Origin of the sequence: Beggiatoa leptomitoformis, assembly GCF_001305575.3 — a bacterium.
Taxonomy (GTDB): domain Bacteria; phylum Pseudomonadota; class Gammaproteobacteria; order Beggiatoales; family Beggiatoaceae; genus Beggiatoa; species Beggiatoa leptomitoformis.
Genome location: NZ_CP012373.2, coordinates 2,910,032 through 2,927,286, shown reverse-complemented (window position 1 = coordinate 2,927,286; position 17,255 = coordinate 2,910,032). Strand labels below are relative to the sequence as shown.

Annotated in this window: 13 protein-coding genes; 9 read left to right on the top strand and 4 right to left on the bottom strand. The window is 40.2% G+C overall.

Going from position 1 to position 17,255, the window contains the following annotated elements; genetic code table 11:
- The first annotated feature begins 9 nt into the window (after positions 1–9).
- Positions 10–5,406, top strand: coding sequence for a DNA repair ATPase (locus AL038_RS12285; protein WP_062153238.1), 5,397 nt, complete (start codon positions 10–12; stop codon positions 5,404–5,406).
- A gap of 127 nt (positions 5,407–5,533) precedes the next feature.
- Here the strand turns inward: AL038_RS12285 and AL038_RS12280 are convergent, their stop codons facing one another.
- The 4 genes from AL038_RS12280 to dksA all read right to left on the bottom strand — a co-directional run bounded on the left by AL038_RS12280 (position 5,534) and on the right by dksA (position 8,088).
- Positions 5,534–6,067, bottom strand: a complete 534-nt coding sequence (locus tag AL038_RS12280; protein WP_062153235.1) for an RNA pyrophosphohydrolase — start codon at positions 6,065–6,067, stop codon at positions 5,534–5,536.
- Between the two features lie 159 nt (positions 6,068–6,226).
- Entirely contained in the window at positions 6,227–6,739 is a 513-nt protein-coding gene (gene folA / locus AL038_RS12275) for a type 3 dihydrofolate reductase (protein WP_062153233.1), read from the bottom strand.
- Positions 6,736–7,620, bottom strand: coding sequence for a tRNA glutamyl-Q(34) synthetase GluQRS (gluQRS, locus tag AL038_RS12270; RefSeq protein ID WP_336603597.1), 885 nt, complete (start codon positions 7,618–7,620; stop codon positions 6,736–6,738). The genes folA and gluQRS overlap by 4 nt, the downstream gene beginning before the upstream one ends.
- 45 nt (positions 7,621–7,665) lie before the next feature.
- Complete coding sequence (dksA, locus tag AL038_RS12265) at positions 7,666–8,088, bottom strand: RNA polymerase-binding protein DksA (RefSeq protein WP_062153231.1); 423 nt, start codon at positions 8,086–8,088, stop codon at positions 7,666–7,668.
- 249 nt (positions 8,089–8,337) lie between these two features.
- On the opposite strand from dksA, the gene galE reads away from it, so the two are divergent.
- From galE to AL038_RS12225, 8 genes are all read left to right on the top strand, one after another.
- Positions 8,338–9,330 carry a UDP-glucose 4-epimerase GalE gene (galE, locus tag AL038_RS12260; RefSeq protein WP_062153229.1) on the top strand — a complete coding sequence of 331 codons (993 nt, stop codon included), beginning with the start codon at positions 8,338–8,340 and terminating at the stop codon, positions 9,328–9,330.
- Entirely contained in the window at positions 9,327–9,920 is a 594-nt protein-coding gene (locus tag AL038_RS12255) for a phosphoheptose isomerase (protein ID WP_474117478.1), read from the top strand. The genes galE and AL038_RS12255 overlap by 4 nt, the downstream gene beginning before the upstream one ends.
- Before the next feature lie 335 nt (positions 9,921–10,255).
- Positions 10,256–11,215, top strand: coding sequence for a coiled-coil domain-containing protein (locus tag AL038_RS12250; RefSeq protein WP_062153226.1), 960 nt, complete (start codon positions 10,256–10,258; stop codon positions 11,213–11,215).
- Between the two features lie 30 nt (positions 11,216–11,245).
- Positions 11,246–11,461 (top strand): hypothetical protein, encoded by a 216-nt coding sequence (locus AL038_RS12245; RefSeq protein WP_062153224.1) that lies wholly within the window; start codon positions 11,246–11,248, stop codon positions 11,459–11,461.
- Between the two features lie 453 nt (positions 11,462–11,914).
- Entirely contained in the window at positions 11,915–13,000 is a 1,086-nt protein-coding gene (gene cgtA / locus AL038_RS12240) for an Obg family GTPase CgtA (RefSeq protein WP_062153222.1), read from the top strand.
- Positions 13,001–13,236: 236 nt separating this feature from the next.
- Positions 13,237–14,313: an adenylate/guanylate cyclase domain-containing protein gene (locus tag AL038_RS12235; protein ID WP_062153220.1), complete on the top strand. Its 1,077-nt coding sequence runs from the start codon at positions 13,237–13,239 to the stop codon at positions 14,311–14,313.
- Entirely contained in the window at positions 14,310–15,299 is a 990-nt protein-coding gene (locus tag AL038_RS12230; protein WP_062153218.1) for a glycosyltransferase family 2 protein, read from the top strand. The genes AL038_RS12235 and AL038_RS12230 overlap by 4 nt, the downstream gene beginning before the upstream one ends.
- A gap of 142 nt (positions 15,300–15,441) precedes the next feature.
- On the top strand, positions 15,442–17,250 hold the full coding sequence (locus AL038_RS12225; protein WP_062153217.1) for an AMP-dependent synthetase/ligase: 1,809 nt from the start codon (positions 15,442–15,444) through the stop codon (positions 17,248–17,250).
- The last annotated feature ends 5 nt before the right edge of the window (positions 17,251–17,255 follow it).

The window sequence follows — 17,255 nt, the reverse complement described above, 5'->3', positions numbered from 1 at the left end:
GGGGTTCTGATGACAAATAACACCATAACAGATAACACAAACCTTGAAACAGGCGGCGCGTATGAAATTATCCGTCAACGCTTAAACCAACAAGGCGAATTACTAGGGACAAAATTAAACGCACTCAATCAACGGCGTATCGACGTTTTCGGCAGTACCCAAATGAGCATCATCGGTCAAACACGAGTGCGCACCGAGAATAACTGCGTCCCGCGCGATATTCTCAACATGGGCAACCACTTATTGTTTGGTTACAATGTTTTCATGGGATTAAAATCAGAAACCAAAGTAAGCGACGTTTTCAGCCTGCACAGCATAGAAGAAACCGCTGACGGTTACGAATTCGCTCCCCTCCCGCTTGAAAACTGCCTTTTATCGGATAACCGTTTTACCAACGATTTTCAAGAACTCTATCGCTATTACAAAGAAGCCAAACTCAGCCAATTACGCAATGCACAAGGCAAAAAACTCGCTGTTTTTCAAGTAGGTAAAACCTTGCAAGATGCAAAAGTTTTTCGCTGGTCAGTCGATGCTGATGGCAATGTTAGCTATATCGACAATCGTGGCGAACGCGATAATATCTATCCTGCTTCCCATGATTTCGATTGGCGCATGACCAGCCGCGAAAGTCATATCATGGGACGACACCCACATGTTTCTATTTTAGATGAAATTTTTGTTGAAACGGTTGGAGGAACACTCACCGTTAAAGTAGAAAACAACACCGAAGATGGCTTAGGGATTTACAACGAGCCTGTTGATGATGTCAATCAATCACTCGCTGATGCACAAATTTATTTTGCTAAACTAGGCGAACTCATTTTATTAAAAATGCGCCCTTATCGAGAAGAAAAGTTCCGTTACTTGGTTTTTAACAAATTAACACAAAAAGTAATGCGAATTGACGCGATAGGACAAGCCTGTGTACAGCTACCTGAAGACCACGGCATTATTTTTCCGGGCGGATATTATTTAAAAAATGGGGAAAGTAAGTTGTTTGAAGGGGATGATTTAAGCAATATGCGCTATAAGCGTATGATTCGCTCCCCAAATGGAGAAGATGTATTATTTATCTTTCATCAAGCAGAAATTGGTAAATTAGTCCTATTTTCCTATAACTTAATTCGTAAAGAAGTACAAAATCCAATTATTTGTCATGGCTATTCTATTTTTAAAGATGGTCGAATGGTCGTGTTCCGCGCGGATGATAATACCCCTGTGCGCGTGCATCCCATGCAAATCTGGCAAACACCCTATATGAGCGATGAATATGCTGCTCAAGTGCCGAAAGATGGCTCATTTATTGGTAAAATTGGTAATCCTGAATTAGTTCGTGGTATTTCTGATAGTTATAGCATTAAACGCATGATTGATGAGCAAAGCCCCAATATGGCAATTTATGAACAACTGCTCACGAATGTGCAAAAAGCCATTGATGCTTATCATTGGTTAGGACATGCAGATGTAGGCAATTTATTGGCTATTTTAAAAGAAATTCAAACAAATACAAATCTTATTCGTGCAGAATTTGAAAAAGTTCAAACGCTACAACGCGAAGCAGAAAAGTCTATTAATGATGCGGAAAATTTACAAAATTCATTAATCAATGCTATTCAACAAGCCAGTCGCTGGCAAACAATTGAAGAATACGTAAAATATCTAACAGAATTACGCACACAACGTGGACGCTTGATTAGCTTGCGGGATGTACGTTATGTTGATGTAGAACGGCTAAATCACTTAGAAGCAAGCGTTATTGAAGGATTTAATCAGTTAAGTCAAAAAACGGTTACTTTTTTATTACAAGACAGTGCGTTACAACCTTATCATCAAACATTAGAAAGCTATTTAACCACAATTCCCACCTTAAAAAACACCTTAGAAATAAAACCATTACAAGAATCTTTAGATAACACGGCGGTTGGTTTAGCGTTATTGAATACGGTTTTAAATGATTTAAGTATTGAAGACCCCAATGTTCGCACAAAGATTATTGAAGAAATTTCTGATGTTTACGCTAAATTAAATCGTGTGCGGGCTGAACTGACGTTACACCGTAAAAGTTTGTCTTCAACAGAAGCCGTTGCTGCTTTTGCCGCGCAGTTTAAACTTTTTTCGCAAAACGTCGCGGGGGCAATGGCGCAAGCAGACACGCCCGACAAAGCGGATGAACAATTAACCCGTTTATTAGTGCAGTTAGAGGATTTAGATAGCCGTTTTAGTGATTTTGAGGAATTTTTAAGTCAAATTGCAGACAAGCGCGATGAAGTTTATGCCAGTTTTGAAGCCCGTAAACAAGCCTTAGTTGAAGAACGTCAACGCCGTGCTTTACATCTTAGTCAAACCGCAGAACGGATTTTACAAGGCGTTATTCGCCGTGCGGCTAGTTTTCAAACAGCCGATGAACAAAATGCCTATTTTGTAGCAGATGCAATGGTTTTAAAAATCCGTGAGTTAATAAAGCAGTTATATGATTTAGGCGATAGCGTAAAAGCAGGGGATGTTGAATCGCGTTTAAAATCCGCCCGTGACCAAGCTGTCCGAGAATTACGCGATAAACAAGATATTTTTGTTGATAATGGCGCGGTTATTTTACTGGGAAAACATCGTTTTAGTGTTAATACCCAAGTTTTAGATTTAACCCTTGTCCCCCATGAAAAAGATGGGGAAAAGCGTTTAGTCGTCCATTTAACAGGAACAGATTATTTTCAGCCCTTAGAAGATGCAACGTTAAATGCAAGTCAAGCCTATTGGGAGCGGGCGTTAATCTCTGAATCAGAAAGTGTTTATCGGGGGGAATATTTGGCGTATCAATTATTAAGAGAAAACCAACTATCATCCTCTTTTGAACCTGATAATTTATTGACGTCTATTCGCCGTTATGCGACAGACCATTATGAAGAGGGCTATGAACGCGGTGTGCATGATGTTGATGCCAGTCTTATTTTAGCGAAGTTGTATGATTTGCAGAAAAATGTCGGTTTACTGCGTTTTAGCCCTACTTGTCGCGCATTAGCACAGTTATTCTGGAGTTTTTATCCACATCGTGAACAGTGTGTGTTATGGGAACGAAGCGCGAAAAGTTTACAGCAATTGCAAACTTTATTCGGCACAGGCTGGGAAACTTTTACGAATACGTTAGCCGCCGAGTTGCATCAGGCTATTCATCATTTTTTATCGCAACAAGATATTGTTTTTGAAGAAAAAGATATTGCGCTGGCAGGGCAGTATTTAATTGCAGAATTAAAACAAGAAACTTTGCGTTTTACCGTAACAGGTGCAGCATTACAACAAGCAGCCACATTTTTAAAAGTCTTGGATACACGTCAACAGCGGGTTGAATTTGAAGCTGATGTAAAATCTTTACGTGGTTATTTGGTTAAACAGTGTGCTTTATTAAATGCTTGGATAGTAGGTGTTTTTCAGCCAACCGTTATGCCTACAGAACAGGTGTTAGAAATCACGGCTATTTTATTAGCGCAAGCAGAAGGATTAAGTCAGCAGGCAAATACGGCGCAAACACAGGTTATTTTAACAGGTTTATTGGGACAACATCCCCGTATTCGGGAGAGAAATCTTGTTGTACAACTGGATGATTTTTTAGAGCGATTACAACAGCATTGCACTGTTGAAATACCTGCATATAAAACTTTTCGACGCTTACGCCAACAAGTGATTGAACGTGAACGGAAAAATTTACGCTTGCATGAGTTAAAGCCACAACCTTTAACTTCATTTGTGCGCAATCGTTTGATTAATGAGGTTTATTTACCATTGATTGGCGATAATTTTGCCAAACAATTGGGTACGGTTGGTGAGCAAAAGCGCACGGATTTGATGGGGTTACTGTTGTTAATTTCCCCACCCGGTTATGGCAAAACAACGTTATTGGAATATATTGCCCAACGCTTGGGCTTGATTTTTGTGAAAATTAATTGTCCAACCATTGGACATCAGGTCGTTTCTGTTGACCCGACAGAAGCACGCAGTGCAACCGCGCGACAGGAGTTGTTAAAGTTAAATCTGGCGTTAGAAATGGGCAATAATATCATGTTGTATTTAGATGATATTCAGCATAGTAACCCTGAGTTTTTACAAAAATTTATTTCTTTAGCGGATGGGCAGCGAAAAATTGAAGGGGTATGGCAAGGTGTGTCGAAAACCTATGATTTTCGGGGGAAACGTTTTTGTATTGCGATGGCGGGCAATCCTTATACAGAATCGGGGGAAACATTTAAAATTCCTGATATGTTGGCAAATCGGGCAGATATTTACAATTTAGGCGATGTTTTGGGTGGAAAAGAAGCTTTATTTGCGTTGAGTTATTTAGAAAATTGTTTAACCTCTAATGCCGTATTAGCCCCTTTGGCAAATCGGGAGCGTGAAGACTTGTATCGTTTGGTTCGTTTAGCGCAAGGGGAAACGGTCAACGCGAGTGAGTTTATTCATGCCTATTCAGCAACAGAGTTGCGTGAAATGACGGATATTTTCCATAAATTATTCCAAGTGCAAACGGTTTTATTAAAGGTTAATCAACAGTATATTGCTTCTGCCGCACAACAAGAGGCGTACAGAACCGAACCACCCTTTAAGCTACAGGGTAGTTACCGCAACATGAATAAGTTAGCAGAAAAAGTGGTTGCGGTGATGAATGCGACGGAGTTGCAAAATTTAATAACTGACCATTATCAAGGAGAAGCACAAACGCTGACGACAGGAGCGGAAGAAAATTTATTAAAACTTGCTGAGTTACGGGATTGTTTAAGTCCTGAGCAACAGGCACGTTGGGAACAAATTAAAAGCACTTATCATCGTTTAAAAACCAGTAGTGACCCTGATGCTGACCCTGCGATACAAGTTGTCAGTCAATTGGCGAATTTAGCCACACAGTTAGAGAATATTCGTTTAACTATGTTGAAGGCGGTACAAACACAAGCGGTTCAGCAAGACCGTTTGACAAAAATAATCCCACCCGCTGCCTCACCGTTCGCGCCTGAGCAGGTAATACAAGTGCTTAATTATTTGTCAGCATTACCCAAATTGTTGCAGGCGTTAAATACGGAAAAACCCGTTAGCCCTGTTGTACCGACGGCGCAAATTGAGCAATTGGTTAAACATTTATCGGTTTTGCCCGCTTTGAGTAAAGCCTTAGGGGATGCGAAAGTTGATGTTAATGTTGTGAATCAGTTACCACAAGGGATGGAAGTCGTTTTACAACAATTAGTTGATATGGTTGAGGCAACATTAATGCCGTTAGTACGTGGCTTTGAGCGGAAATCGCGGTTAGATTTGGTTATTTGGAATCGTTTAAAAGATGTTTCTGAAACCTTGCGCGAAATTTATCCTGAGGCATTTAAAAAAGCGCGCGCGCAAAAACATACGCCTTTTTTGGGCAATGAGGAATAATATTTAGTTATGTTTTTGATTGGCTATTAGATGCGTTATAAGACTTTCAAAAGTCTTAATATTGCGTATAAGAAAAGTATATTTGTCTGTAGGCGAGCTGTTAGAGATTGCCAGCGGATTATGCGGTTTATCTGACGATGACGGCAGATTGTCCAACGGTTGTTAAAGAGACTTTAACCACTTTTTTACTAACAGGGAGAAAACGTTGTAGTTCTTCCAACGCATTTTCATAGACATTGCGTTTAAAATAGACAACTTCTTCAAGTGGATACCAGTAATCAACCCATTTCCATCTGTCAAACTCTGGGGCGTTGGTACTGGTTAGGGAAACATGACTATCATCACAAGCCAGTTGTAGCATAAACCACATTTGCTTTTGCCCAATACACAGGGGTTTTTGGTGATAGCGGATAAGATTTTTTGGGAGGTTGTAGCGTAGCCATTGTTTGGTACAGCCAACGACTTTTACGTGTTTACTGGTTAAACCGACTTCTTCATATAGTTCACGATAAACCGCTTGTTCGGGTTTTTCGTGGGCTTTAATGCCACCTTGTGGAAACTGCCACGCATTTTGTCCTACTCTTTTTGCCCAGAAAACGCGCCCTTCCCGATTAACGAGAATGATACCGACATTTAATCTGTAACCGTCTGTATCTATCATGGTTGTCACCGTTAGTGCGTCATTTAAGAGAAAGTTGAAAAGTCAATGGGTTGTGTATCCATCATCGGTCGTTCACGTTCACGCCAACGCTTACCACTATTATCCAAACAAGTGCCAGATTCGTAAATGTGATTGTTTTTAACTATAGCAAAGAGACAGTCAATTTACACGCTCTAAAACCAAAAATGTATAATTAAATGGATTTTTTGCATCTGCAGCATGTGTTTCGCGTTGCGTTACTTGCCAATTTTCGGGTTTGTAGTCGGGGAAATAAGTATCTCCTACAAACTCGCCTTCGATAATGGTAAGGTAAAGTCGTTGCGCATAAGGCAGTAATGTTGCGTAAACACTGCCCCCACCAATTACCATAAGCTCTGGATAGTCGTGAAGAACATGCAATACTTCTGCCAAGCTGTGTATTACTTGACAGCCTTCAACGTGCAAATCAAGTTGATGAGAGAGAATAATTGTCTGTCGTCCCGGTAGGGGTTTACCAATGGATTCATAGGTTTTACGTCCCATAACCATGGGTTTTCCCATAGTGATACGTCGAAAATAACTTAAATCAGCGGGTAAGTGCCAAGGCATTTTGTTATTAAATCCAATTATCCGTTGGGGATTCATGGCAACAATAACGCTAATTATGCCCTGTTTTGTAGCAGGTGTTTTCATACGGTCATCGGGTTTAAGGTTTGAGTGGGTGGGATTTTTCGCGTATCCCAATGGGCAATTGCCCATTCCCAAAAAGTGGGTAACGTGCTGTTATATAAAAAAAGCGGCGGTTGTTGACCTAACAATTTGAGTACCTGATATAACAGGGGGATGGGGTGCGTAGGATTAATGGGGGGTGCGTGGTTTTGTTTGCTCAGTTTGCGCCCTGTTGTGTCCACAATTAGGGGTAAGTGGGCGTAGTATGGGGTTGGGTATTGTAGCAGGGTTTGTAAGTAGCATTGGCGGGGGGTGTTATCGAGCAAATCAACGCCGCGCACAATGTGTGTAATACCTTGCGCGGCATCATCAACAACAACCGCGAGTTGATATGCAAAAATGCCATCACGTCGTTTTAAAACAAAATCGCCTACACTGTCGGCAAGATTTTGGCGGATTTCCCCTTGAATCTCATCGTTAATGCGGATGATGTCTGTATTAGTTTTTAACCGAATAGCATGTGCTAGAAACGACGCAGGGGGATGTGTACGACAGTATCCTGAATAAATCATGCCCGTTGTTAAACGGCGAGGACAAATACAAGGATAGGTTAGTTGACGGGTGTTAAGACATGCTAGCGCGGTTTGATAATGCGTAAGCCGTTGGCTTTGATACCATACTTCTCCATCCCAATACATTCCCAGTTGTATTAGGGTATCTAGTATGGCAGCACTCGCCCCTTGCACATTACGCGGGATGTCTAAATCTTCAATCCGAACTAGCCACTCACCTTGATGATGGCGGGCATGTAAAAAACTACCAACTGCTGTCAGCAAAGAGCCAAAATGTAAATAGCCCGTTGGTGAAGGCGCGAAACGCCCTCGATAAAGAGGTGTTGTAATCAATGGCTGTTAATAACCCTGCCCGCTTTTTAATTTATCGGCTAGGCATTAGGCGTGTTGTTTTTCACGAAATTCATCTAACGTTTTGCAATCAATACATTTTGTTGCAGTAGGTCGCGCTTCTAAACGGCGCACACCAACTTCTACGCCGCAGGCTTCGCAATAACCATAATCACCTGTTTTAATCAGTTGTAAAGATTCGTCAATCTTCTTAATTAATTTACGTTCTCTGTCACGAGTGCGTAATTCCAGCGTGAATTCTTCCTCTTGCGTTGCGCGGTCATTCGGGTCAGGAAAGTTCGCTGCATCATCTTGCATGTGATGTACGGTGCGATCAACTTCTTCCATCAAACTCTTTTTCCATTCGAGTAAGATTTCTTCGAAGTGTTTCAACTGATTATCATTCATGTATTCTTCGCCTTCTACTAACTCGTAGGGCTTAAATACGGGGTCTTTGCTTTTATCTAACATGGGGATTGCCTCCTCATTATTTTTAAAAAAAGTGTTGCCTTATACCAAAAAAAAGAGCAGAACACAAGAAAAATAACTTAGTAGTATAGTCTATGTGCAGATAGATTGATAAAACATCAGTCATTCTATTTATCCGCAGTCTGTTTGGTTTTACGTAAAATCAATTAGCCAACGGATTTAATTTTTGAGAGAACATCCCGCTTCGGTTAAAATGTTTCATCTATTTACCCTTATAAATTATGAAGTCTTATGAAAACAATTTTGGTCGTGGGTGGTGCGGGTTATATTGGTTCACATATCGTTAAGCTATTGTTAAAAGAAAAATATCGTGTTATTACTTTTGATAATTTATCCACAGGTTATCGCCATGCGGTTTTAGGCGGCGAGTTTTTTCTTGGCGACTTAGCCAATCGTGATGATTTACGACGTGTTTTTCAACATTATCCGATTGATGGGGTTATGCACTTCGCATCATTTATTCAAGTTGGCGAATCCGTTACCCATCCTGACAAATACTATCAAAATAATTTTGTTAATACGCTAAATTTATTAGATATTATGCTAGAGCAAGGGGTGAAAGCCTGCCTTTTTTCCTCAACAGCCGCTATTTTTGGCGAACCGCTCTACGTACCGATTGATGAAAAACATCCAAAAAACCCTGCAAATCCTTATGGACGCACCAAATGGATGGTTGAACAACTCTTGAATGACTATGATAGGGCATACGGGTTGCGCGCTATTTGTTTACGTTATTTCAATGCGGCAGGGGCTGACCCAGAATGTCAGCTAGGGGAATGTCATGAACCTGAAACACATTTAATTCCGCTAGTATTACAGACAGCTTCTGGGCGACGCAAAAGTATCACGGTTTTTGGTCAAGAATATGACACCCCTGATGGCACTTGCATTCGGGATTATGTCCATATACAAGACTTATGCCAAGCGCATTTACTCGCCTTAGAACAGCTATTACACGGCGCGCCTAGCGATGTTTACAACTTAGGCAATGGTGCAGGGTTTTCAGTTCGTGAAGTGATTACAAGTGCGCAACAAGTCACACAGCGAAATATTACGGTTATTTATGGTGCAAGCCGTGCGGGCGATACCGCGCGATTAGTCGCTGATGCAACCAAAGCCCGCCAACAATTGGGTTGGAATCCACAATTTGCTGATTTATCAACTATTATTCAACATGCGTGGCAATGGGAATTGCAACAATTACAACAAAAGGGAAGAGGATGATGGACTTATTAGCACGAGTACAGCACTTATTTATGGCTAGCATCACATTGAAAACCCAAGCGTTGCCACTCCTTGCGCCTGTTATTGTTCGCGCCGCAGAAATGCTTGTTATGGGCTTTCATCAACAAAAGAAAGTTCTCAGTTGTGGCAATGGCGGTTCAGCAGGTGATGCGCAACATTTTTCCTCAGAAATGTTAAATCGCTTTGAACGGGAGCGTGTAGGCTTGCCCGCCGTTGCCTTGACAACCGATAGCTCGACTATTACCTCTATTGCTAATGATTATGCTTACGAACAAGTTTTTGCTAAACAGATTTATGCACTTGGACAAGATGGGGATATTCTCCTTGCCATCAGCACCAGTGGTAATTCTGCCAATGTGATTCAAGCCATTCATGCTGCACATGAAAAACAAATGCGTGTCATCTGCTTAACGGGAAAAGACGGGGGCAAAATGGCCGAATTATTGTCTCCTGAAGATATAGAAATTCGTGTATCCAGCATGTCAACGGCGCGTATTCAAGAAGTTCATTTATTAATTATCCATTGTTTATGTGATTTAATTGACAGACAGTTATTAGGAGCAGAATAGTTTTTAGTTAGGCTAATTAACTTAAATAAATTATTGATTAATAATGAAATAGCTATTCTAAAAACCCCGTGTACCTGACAATTTTGATGCAGACAAGCGGTTAATTTATTTTAATCCTGAAAGACTTGATTAAATATATCTGCTTTAATTTACTGTATTTTTAATAATTAGCTAACATAACAAAAGCGAGACGCGGTTATTCTTTAACGAAAATATCGAGTATTATGATGATGACGATTCCAAACATCTTTATTGGTCTTTAACCCTTTAAAGATACTGCTAAACTCAATGGTAAATCCTTTATTCTCCCCTCATACTGTGTAAAGTAATACTTTATGTCTGATAAAAAAATTAGCTTATCCTTAATCGAAGAAACGCCTATAAAAGTGCCTGATGAGATTCAACGCATTGGCAGTGAAGCCGTGCAAGCAGTCTGGCAAGTGGCACAATCTATTGCATATACCGAAATTTGCAAAATTCGCGATGCCTCAGCATTGGTTGAAAAAGAGGTTTTAGCGCAAAAACAAGATGCCTTGCAACAAGTAGAGAAGATTAATATAGAATTGCAACAAGCATTGTCACGGATAGACAATATCACTAAAGAAAATAAGTCATTACAAATTGACTTGGATCGTGAAATTGGTGAACTGAATACAGCACACAGTCAACTTGCTATTTTACAAGAAAAAGTAGATAAGCAAGAACATGAGATTAAAAACTTATGTGAAGAGCTAGGCCGAGCGCGCGAAACTATCGAAGTCTCGCAAAAACGTCTGCATGAGGTTGTTTATCAAAGTCAACAAGACCAAACAGATTTACGTAATCTGCGCGAGGAAGTGACCGTACAACAACGTAATCGGGAACGGTTAGAAAAAACGTTAAATACCGCTACGTTAGAAGCTGAACAAAGTTGGAAACAACTGAAACTTGAGCAAACTAAATCCGCTGTTGCAGAGGCATTAACGCAAGAATTACGTGAAACCACACGCAAATTAGAAAGCGATGTTAAAGTCTTGAAAGAAGACAAACAAGAGTTTCGTGAAGCACGCAATACTGAAGAAAAAGCACGCATTGAAACAGAAAAGAAACTCATTGCAGTGACAACACGCGCCGAAACACAAGAAAAAGTTTACAGAGAAACGATTGCAAAATTAGAACAAGAGAATACCTTTATTAAAGGTGAAGCAAATACCTTACGTACACGTATTATCAAGGCGGAGGGAGCATTGGAACGGGAGAAAAAAGCAATCGAGCGGTTGGAAACAAAATTGGTAGCAACCTCTGGAAATAAATGAATTTCATTCCACAATTATCGGGAATAAAATATGTATCGTTCATTCGTGATGTTAGCGTTACTAAGCGGTTTATTGGCCGCTTGTTCAGACTCTTCCACCAATAACAACGCAACGAGTAGCAAAGAAAAATCGTCTTCTTTGCCTGCTACGATAACAGAAGATGTCAAACGTCCCATAGACAAAGCCAAAGCCGTAGAAGGGATTATACAAGAACATAGCAAACAGCAAGAACAGGAAAATCAATAAAATAACCTGTTTATTTTTCCACATCTCATTATAAATACTTGCGCCCTTCTGTTAAAATGGGAAAAGTTCGACAGGTGTTTACGCCTGTTTGCGTTTAAATTCTGTTGAGGTTTTCTCGTCTTTTGTCACTAACTCTCCTAAGAAGACATTATGTCAGCCGTATTTTAATGCTTCTTTAGGAGGGCTTTAGCTATGATAAACATCAAATGAATCTATTTAATGCAAGGTTTTTATAGCGAACTCGCGTTAAAATAGTCAAGACAATAATACATCAGCCTATCTATTAGACATTTGGAAAGTGGAATGAATACTTATACTCTCCATTAAATAATAACTGATGTGTAACTAATGACTTTACTCTTAACGATATACCTTCCTTTTTTATTAATAACTGTTGTCATATCAAGTTATTTCTCATGCGATGTGAATCGCACTTATTTGGTTTAAAGTATTATGAAATTTGTTGATGAAGCCACAATTGAAGTACTCGCTGGTAAAGGGGGCGATGGTTGTCTTAGTTTTCGCCGTGAAAAATTTATTCCCAAAGGGGGGCCTGATGGCGGAGATGGCGGACAAGGGGGAAGCGTCTATCTTATTGCGTCTATTGAGTTTAATACCTTAGTTGATTTTCGTTATAGACGACATTTTCGGGCTAAAAATGGTCAGCCGGGAATGGGTAGCCAGTGTTATGGCAAAGGTGGGGAGGATTTATATATCACCGTCCCTATTGGAACTACCGTTTATGATTGTGATACCGATGAGTTATTGGGCGACTTAGTCCGTGCTGACCAAACCTTGTTAGTTGCAAAAGGGGGGTTGGGCGGTTTAGGCAATATTCATTTTAAAAGTAGCGTTAATCGCGCGCCACGCAAAACCACCGATGGCACGATTGGTGAGGAACGTACACTGCGTTTAGAACTGCAAGTATTAGCTGATGTAGGATTGTTAGGAATGCCTAACGCGGGTAAATCCACCTTTATTCGGGCGGTTTCCGCAGCACGTCCTAAAGTTGCAGATTATCCATTTACAACCTTGCATCCCCATTTAGGGGTTGTCAAAATTGAAGAACATCGCAGTTTTGTAATGGCAGACATCCCCGGTTTAATTGAAGGGGCGGCAGAAGGAATTGGTTTAGGTATCAAGTTTTTAAAACATTTATCGCGTACAGGCTTACTGTTGCATGTTGTTGATGTCGCACCGCTAGAAGAAGACCCTGTTGATGCGGTACATATTATCGAACAAGAGTTGGGAAAATACAGCGACGCATTAGCAGAAAAAAAACGCTGGTTAGTGTTGAATAAAGTTGATTTATTAGCCCCTGAGGTGCAAGCACAACACTGTCAAGCGATTATTGACCGTTTGCAGTGGCAAGAGCCTGTCTTTCAAGTTTCAGCAGTGACAGGACAAGGTTGTCAAGAATTGTGCTATCAAATCATGCAATACCTAGAAGCGGCTAAAGCTGAATATGCAGAGCGTGAAAAAAATAATCTGCTGATAGACCCTCTCTTGATGGATGACGAAATATCATCCCCTGAATAAATCGTTGCACAAACGACACCCCAGTGAATGGCGAATGTACGCATTCGCCAACTGTACAACATCAGGATTACTTCGGTAATATCCTAGAAACTGAATGATGTTTCCATGCTTTCTTTAGATTAAAAAATGGCTGGAAACAACGGGTAATATTTATCGTATCGATAATCGTACTACAGCGATAATAAATCCCTATTCATCTCTTTCCCATTATAAACGACTGAGACAAAGGACAAGAAATGCTGGTTGAGTTCTGTCGAAAAATTGAACGTACTAAAGAATTTCAAAACTTTATTATTGGTACTATCTTTTTTTCCGTTTTTCTTGTCTGCTTAGAAGGTTATCCCGAGCTGCTTAACAGTTACGGGCATCTTTTTTATTGGTTAGACCATATTATTTTTATCATTTTTTTAATAGAAATTATCATTCGTATCGGGACGTATGGACGACAATTTGGACAGTTTTTTCTAGACAAATGGAATGTTTTTGATTTTTTACTCGTTGCCGTTTACCTATTACCCAGTACCCATTTTGCTATTTTTCTTCGTTTTGTCCGTATATTACGACTATTTCGGCTACTGGCTATTGTGCAACAACGAGAAATAGAACATTTACAAAATATTCAATTATCAGAAAAAAATCATGAATTAGTCGCTGCTTATCGTGCTTTAGCGGCGGAAAAAGCCAAGTCAGAACGATTATTGCTTAATATTTTGCCCCATCTTGTGGCGCAACGCCTAAAAGAAGGCACGAATATCATTGCCGATAGTTATCCCAATGCAACCGTATTATTTGCTGATTTAGTTGGTTTTACCAAACTTTCCGCCAGCATCTCACCTGAAGGATTAGTTGGCTTATTAGATAATATTTTCTGTCGTTTTGACCGTTTAGTAGAAAAATATGATTTAGAAAAAATTAAAACGATTGGTGATGCCTATATGGTTGTGGGAGGAATTCCTCATGCGTTGCCACATCATTCTGTGAATATGGCAGAAATGGCATTGGAAATGTTGCATGAAATTCATTTATTTAACCAAGAAACAGGACGCAGTTTACAGTTACGTATAGGCTTCCATTCGGGAGCGGTTGTTGCGGGCGTGATTGGACAGAAAAAATTTATCTACGATTTATGGGGCGATACCGTTAATACCGCCAGTCGCATGGAATCGCACAGTTTGCCAGATAAAATCCACGTATCCGATGCAATTTATCAAGAACTGCACACCCAATTTACATTTGAATCACGTGGAACATTAGACATAAAAGGCAAAGGAGAAATGCAAACCTATTTTTTACTCGGACGGCAAACAACATGAAAACCGTTAGCCTTTTAATCCCTGTCTATAACGAAGCATCGTTTCTTCCCCTGCTTTTTCAATCTATTCAACAACAAGATTATCCACAAGCGGCAATAGATATTATCGCGGTGGATGGGCATTCCACCGATACTTCTTTCAGCCTACTAAAAGCGTATCAACAACAAATACCTAAATTAACCGTTTTGAGCAATCCACGCCGCAGCGCGCCTAGCAGTTTGAACATGGCGATTCAAATAGCACAAGGGGATTACTTAATTCGTATGGATAGTCATACAGAATATGCGCCTGATTATATAAGACAATGTGTTGCTGCCTTAGACAAAACAGGGGCAGACAATGTTGGTGGTCATATTCGTATTAAAGCGACAAACCGCGTTGCACAAGCCATTGCACTTGCGACAACATCCCTATTTGGCGTGGGAAATTCACAATTTCATTACACCGACCAAGAAGGCTATGTCGACACCGTTTATTTAGGTGCATATCGTCGCCAAGTATTTACTACGATTGGTTATTATGATGAAAATTTGATTGGTGCAGAAGATGATGAATTAAATTATCGCCTTATAAAACAAGGAGGGAAAATTTATCTAACGGCTGCAATTCAATCTTATTACTATCCACGAGATTCTTTAAAAAAACTGTGGCGACAATACTTTCAATACGGCTATGGGAAATTTGGCGTGATTCGCAAACACACCCTACCAACATCGATTCGTCACCTGATTCCCGCATTATTCGTTCTCAGTTTATTAATAGGCATACTAAGCAGCTTTTATCATGGCTTGGGGTTATACCTATTATTACCTGTTATTGTTAGCTATCTATTCGCGCTCACTATTTTTACCCTGCAAACAACGTATAAAACAACCCTATCATTGTTTGGCTTAGTCGCCTTGGTTTTTATCACATTGCACCTGAGTTATGGCATTGGATTTTTAACAGCAAGTGCTACACAATTATCAAAACACTTAAGACATTAGACGTGCATAAGCGTAGCAAACGCGACTACACTTATTTTTCGTAATATCAAAATACCAGCAACCTGCTCTTAAACAGGTCACTTACGTTATAATTCCATTCCCCGCACTGATATCGCCATTTTTCCCCATAGTGAGTATCCGCATGACACAGGTAATAACTATTCCCGCGCTTTTTCGTCAACGGGTTAGCCAAAACCCGCGCCAAGTTGCCTATCAGGCTTTTGATAAAGAAAGAAAAGTTTGGCATATTTACACGTGGGCTGCGATTGCGGAACAAGTTGCTCGTTGGCAAGTTGCTTTTGCACAAACAGGATTACAGGCAGGCGACAGAGTTGCGATTTTGCTACATAACTGCCCAGAATGGGTCATATTTGACCAAGCGGCACTGGGATTAGGCTTGATTGTTGTCCCCCTACACCTAGATGACCGCCCAGAAAATATTTCACATATTATTGAAGAAGTAGGCGCGAAATTTTTACTCTTAGAAGGCTCTTTACAATGGAAACGCTTATATCCACTGCGTCAACATTTCCGCACAGTACAACAAATCGTAACCACACAAGCCCTGACAACATCCGCCTTTAGTGATGCCCGTTTAGTAACGCTAACCAACTGGTTACCCTTAGAAAAAAATAATGCCTTGTATTCATTACAAGCCTCAGAATCCGCACCAGACCAATTAGCGACCATTGTCTATACCGCAGGCACAACAGGCAAACCCAAAGGGGTTATGTTGAGCCATCAAAATTTATTAACCAATGTTCGCCTGCTGGTAGAAACGGCAACACAAAGCCACGTCGGTTTTACAACAGATGATTTATTCTTATCTTTCCTACCATTATCTAATTTATTGGAACGTAACGCGGGTTACTATTTACCCTTATATACCGCAACACCTGTTGCTTTTGCGCGTTCAATTCCACAACTAGGGATTGATTTAGCTGTTTTACGTCCTACCGTATTAATTTCTGTACCACGTATTTACGAACAAATTTATCAACGTATTTACAACAATTTAGATAAATGTAATTGGTTTCAACGCCGACTATTTGACCTCACATTAAATATAGGGTGGCGACAATTTTGTTATGAACAAAAACGCACCGCATGGCATCCTAGCCTATTACTAGGCGGTTTTTTACGTAAATACATTGCAATGCCCATTTTGCGGAGTTTGGGGGGACGTTTACGCCTTGCCGTTTGTGGGGGGACAGCATTACCGTTGCCCGTTTCACGCTTTTTTATTGGTTTAGGACTAAATTTATTACAAGGCTATGGATTAATTGAAAATAGTACGGTTGTAACTGTCAATCGTCCTGAAAACAATGTTCCCGAAAGTGTCGGAATACCATTGCCTACCATAGAAATGAAACTCGCTGAAAATGGAGAATTATTAACCCGCAGTGCCTGTGTAATGCTGGGTTATTGGAATAATCCGAGTTTAACGGAAAATACCATTGATGCAGACGGATGGTTACACACAGGAGATTTAGCGCGGCAAGATGCGCTAGGGCATTGGTATATTACAGGCTATTTAAAAGAAGTCATCGTATTACAACATGGACACAGCGTATCACCAACCGATATAGAAAATCTTATTTTACATGACGCGCTTTTTCAACAAGTGTTAGTGATTGGTGATGGACAACCTTGCTTAAGTGCATTAGTTGTTTTAAATCAAAGTCTTTGGCAAACCATTGCACCAACATTAGGCATTACAACAGATGACACAACCCACCTACAAAACCCCCTTGTTAAAAATCGGATATTACACCGTATAAATAGCTACTTATATCAATTACCAGCGCATCACCATATTCATCATGTCGCCCTATTTTTAGATGCTTGGTGTATTGAAGATGATTTACTCACGGCAACACTCAGGGTAAAACGACGCAATATTATGCAACACCACGCGGCAGAAATAGCCCTGTTATATCAAGAAAAATAAATAGC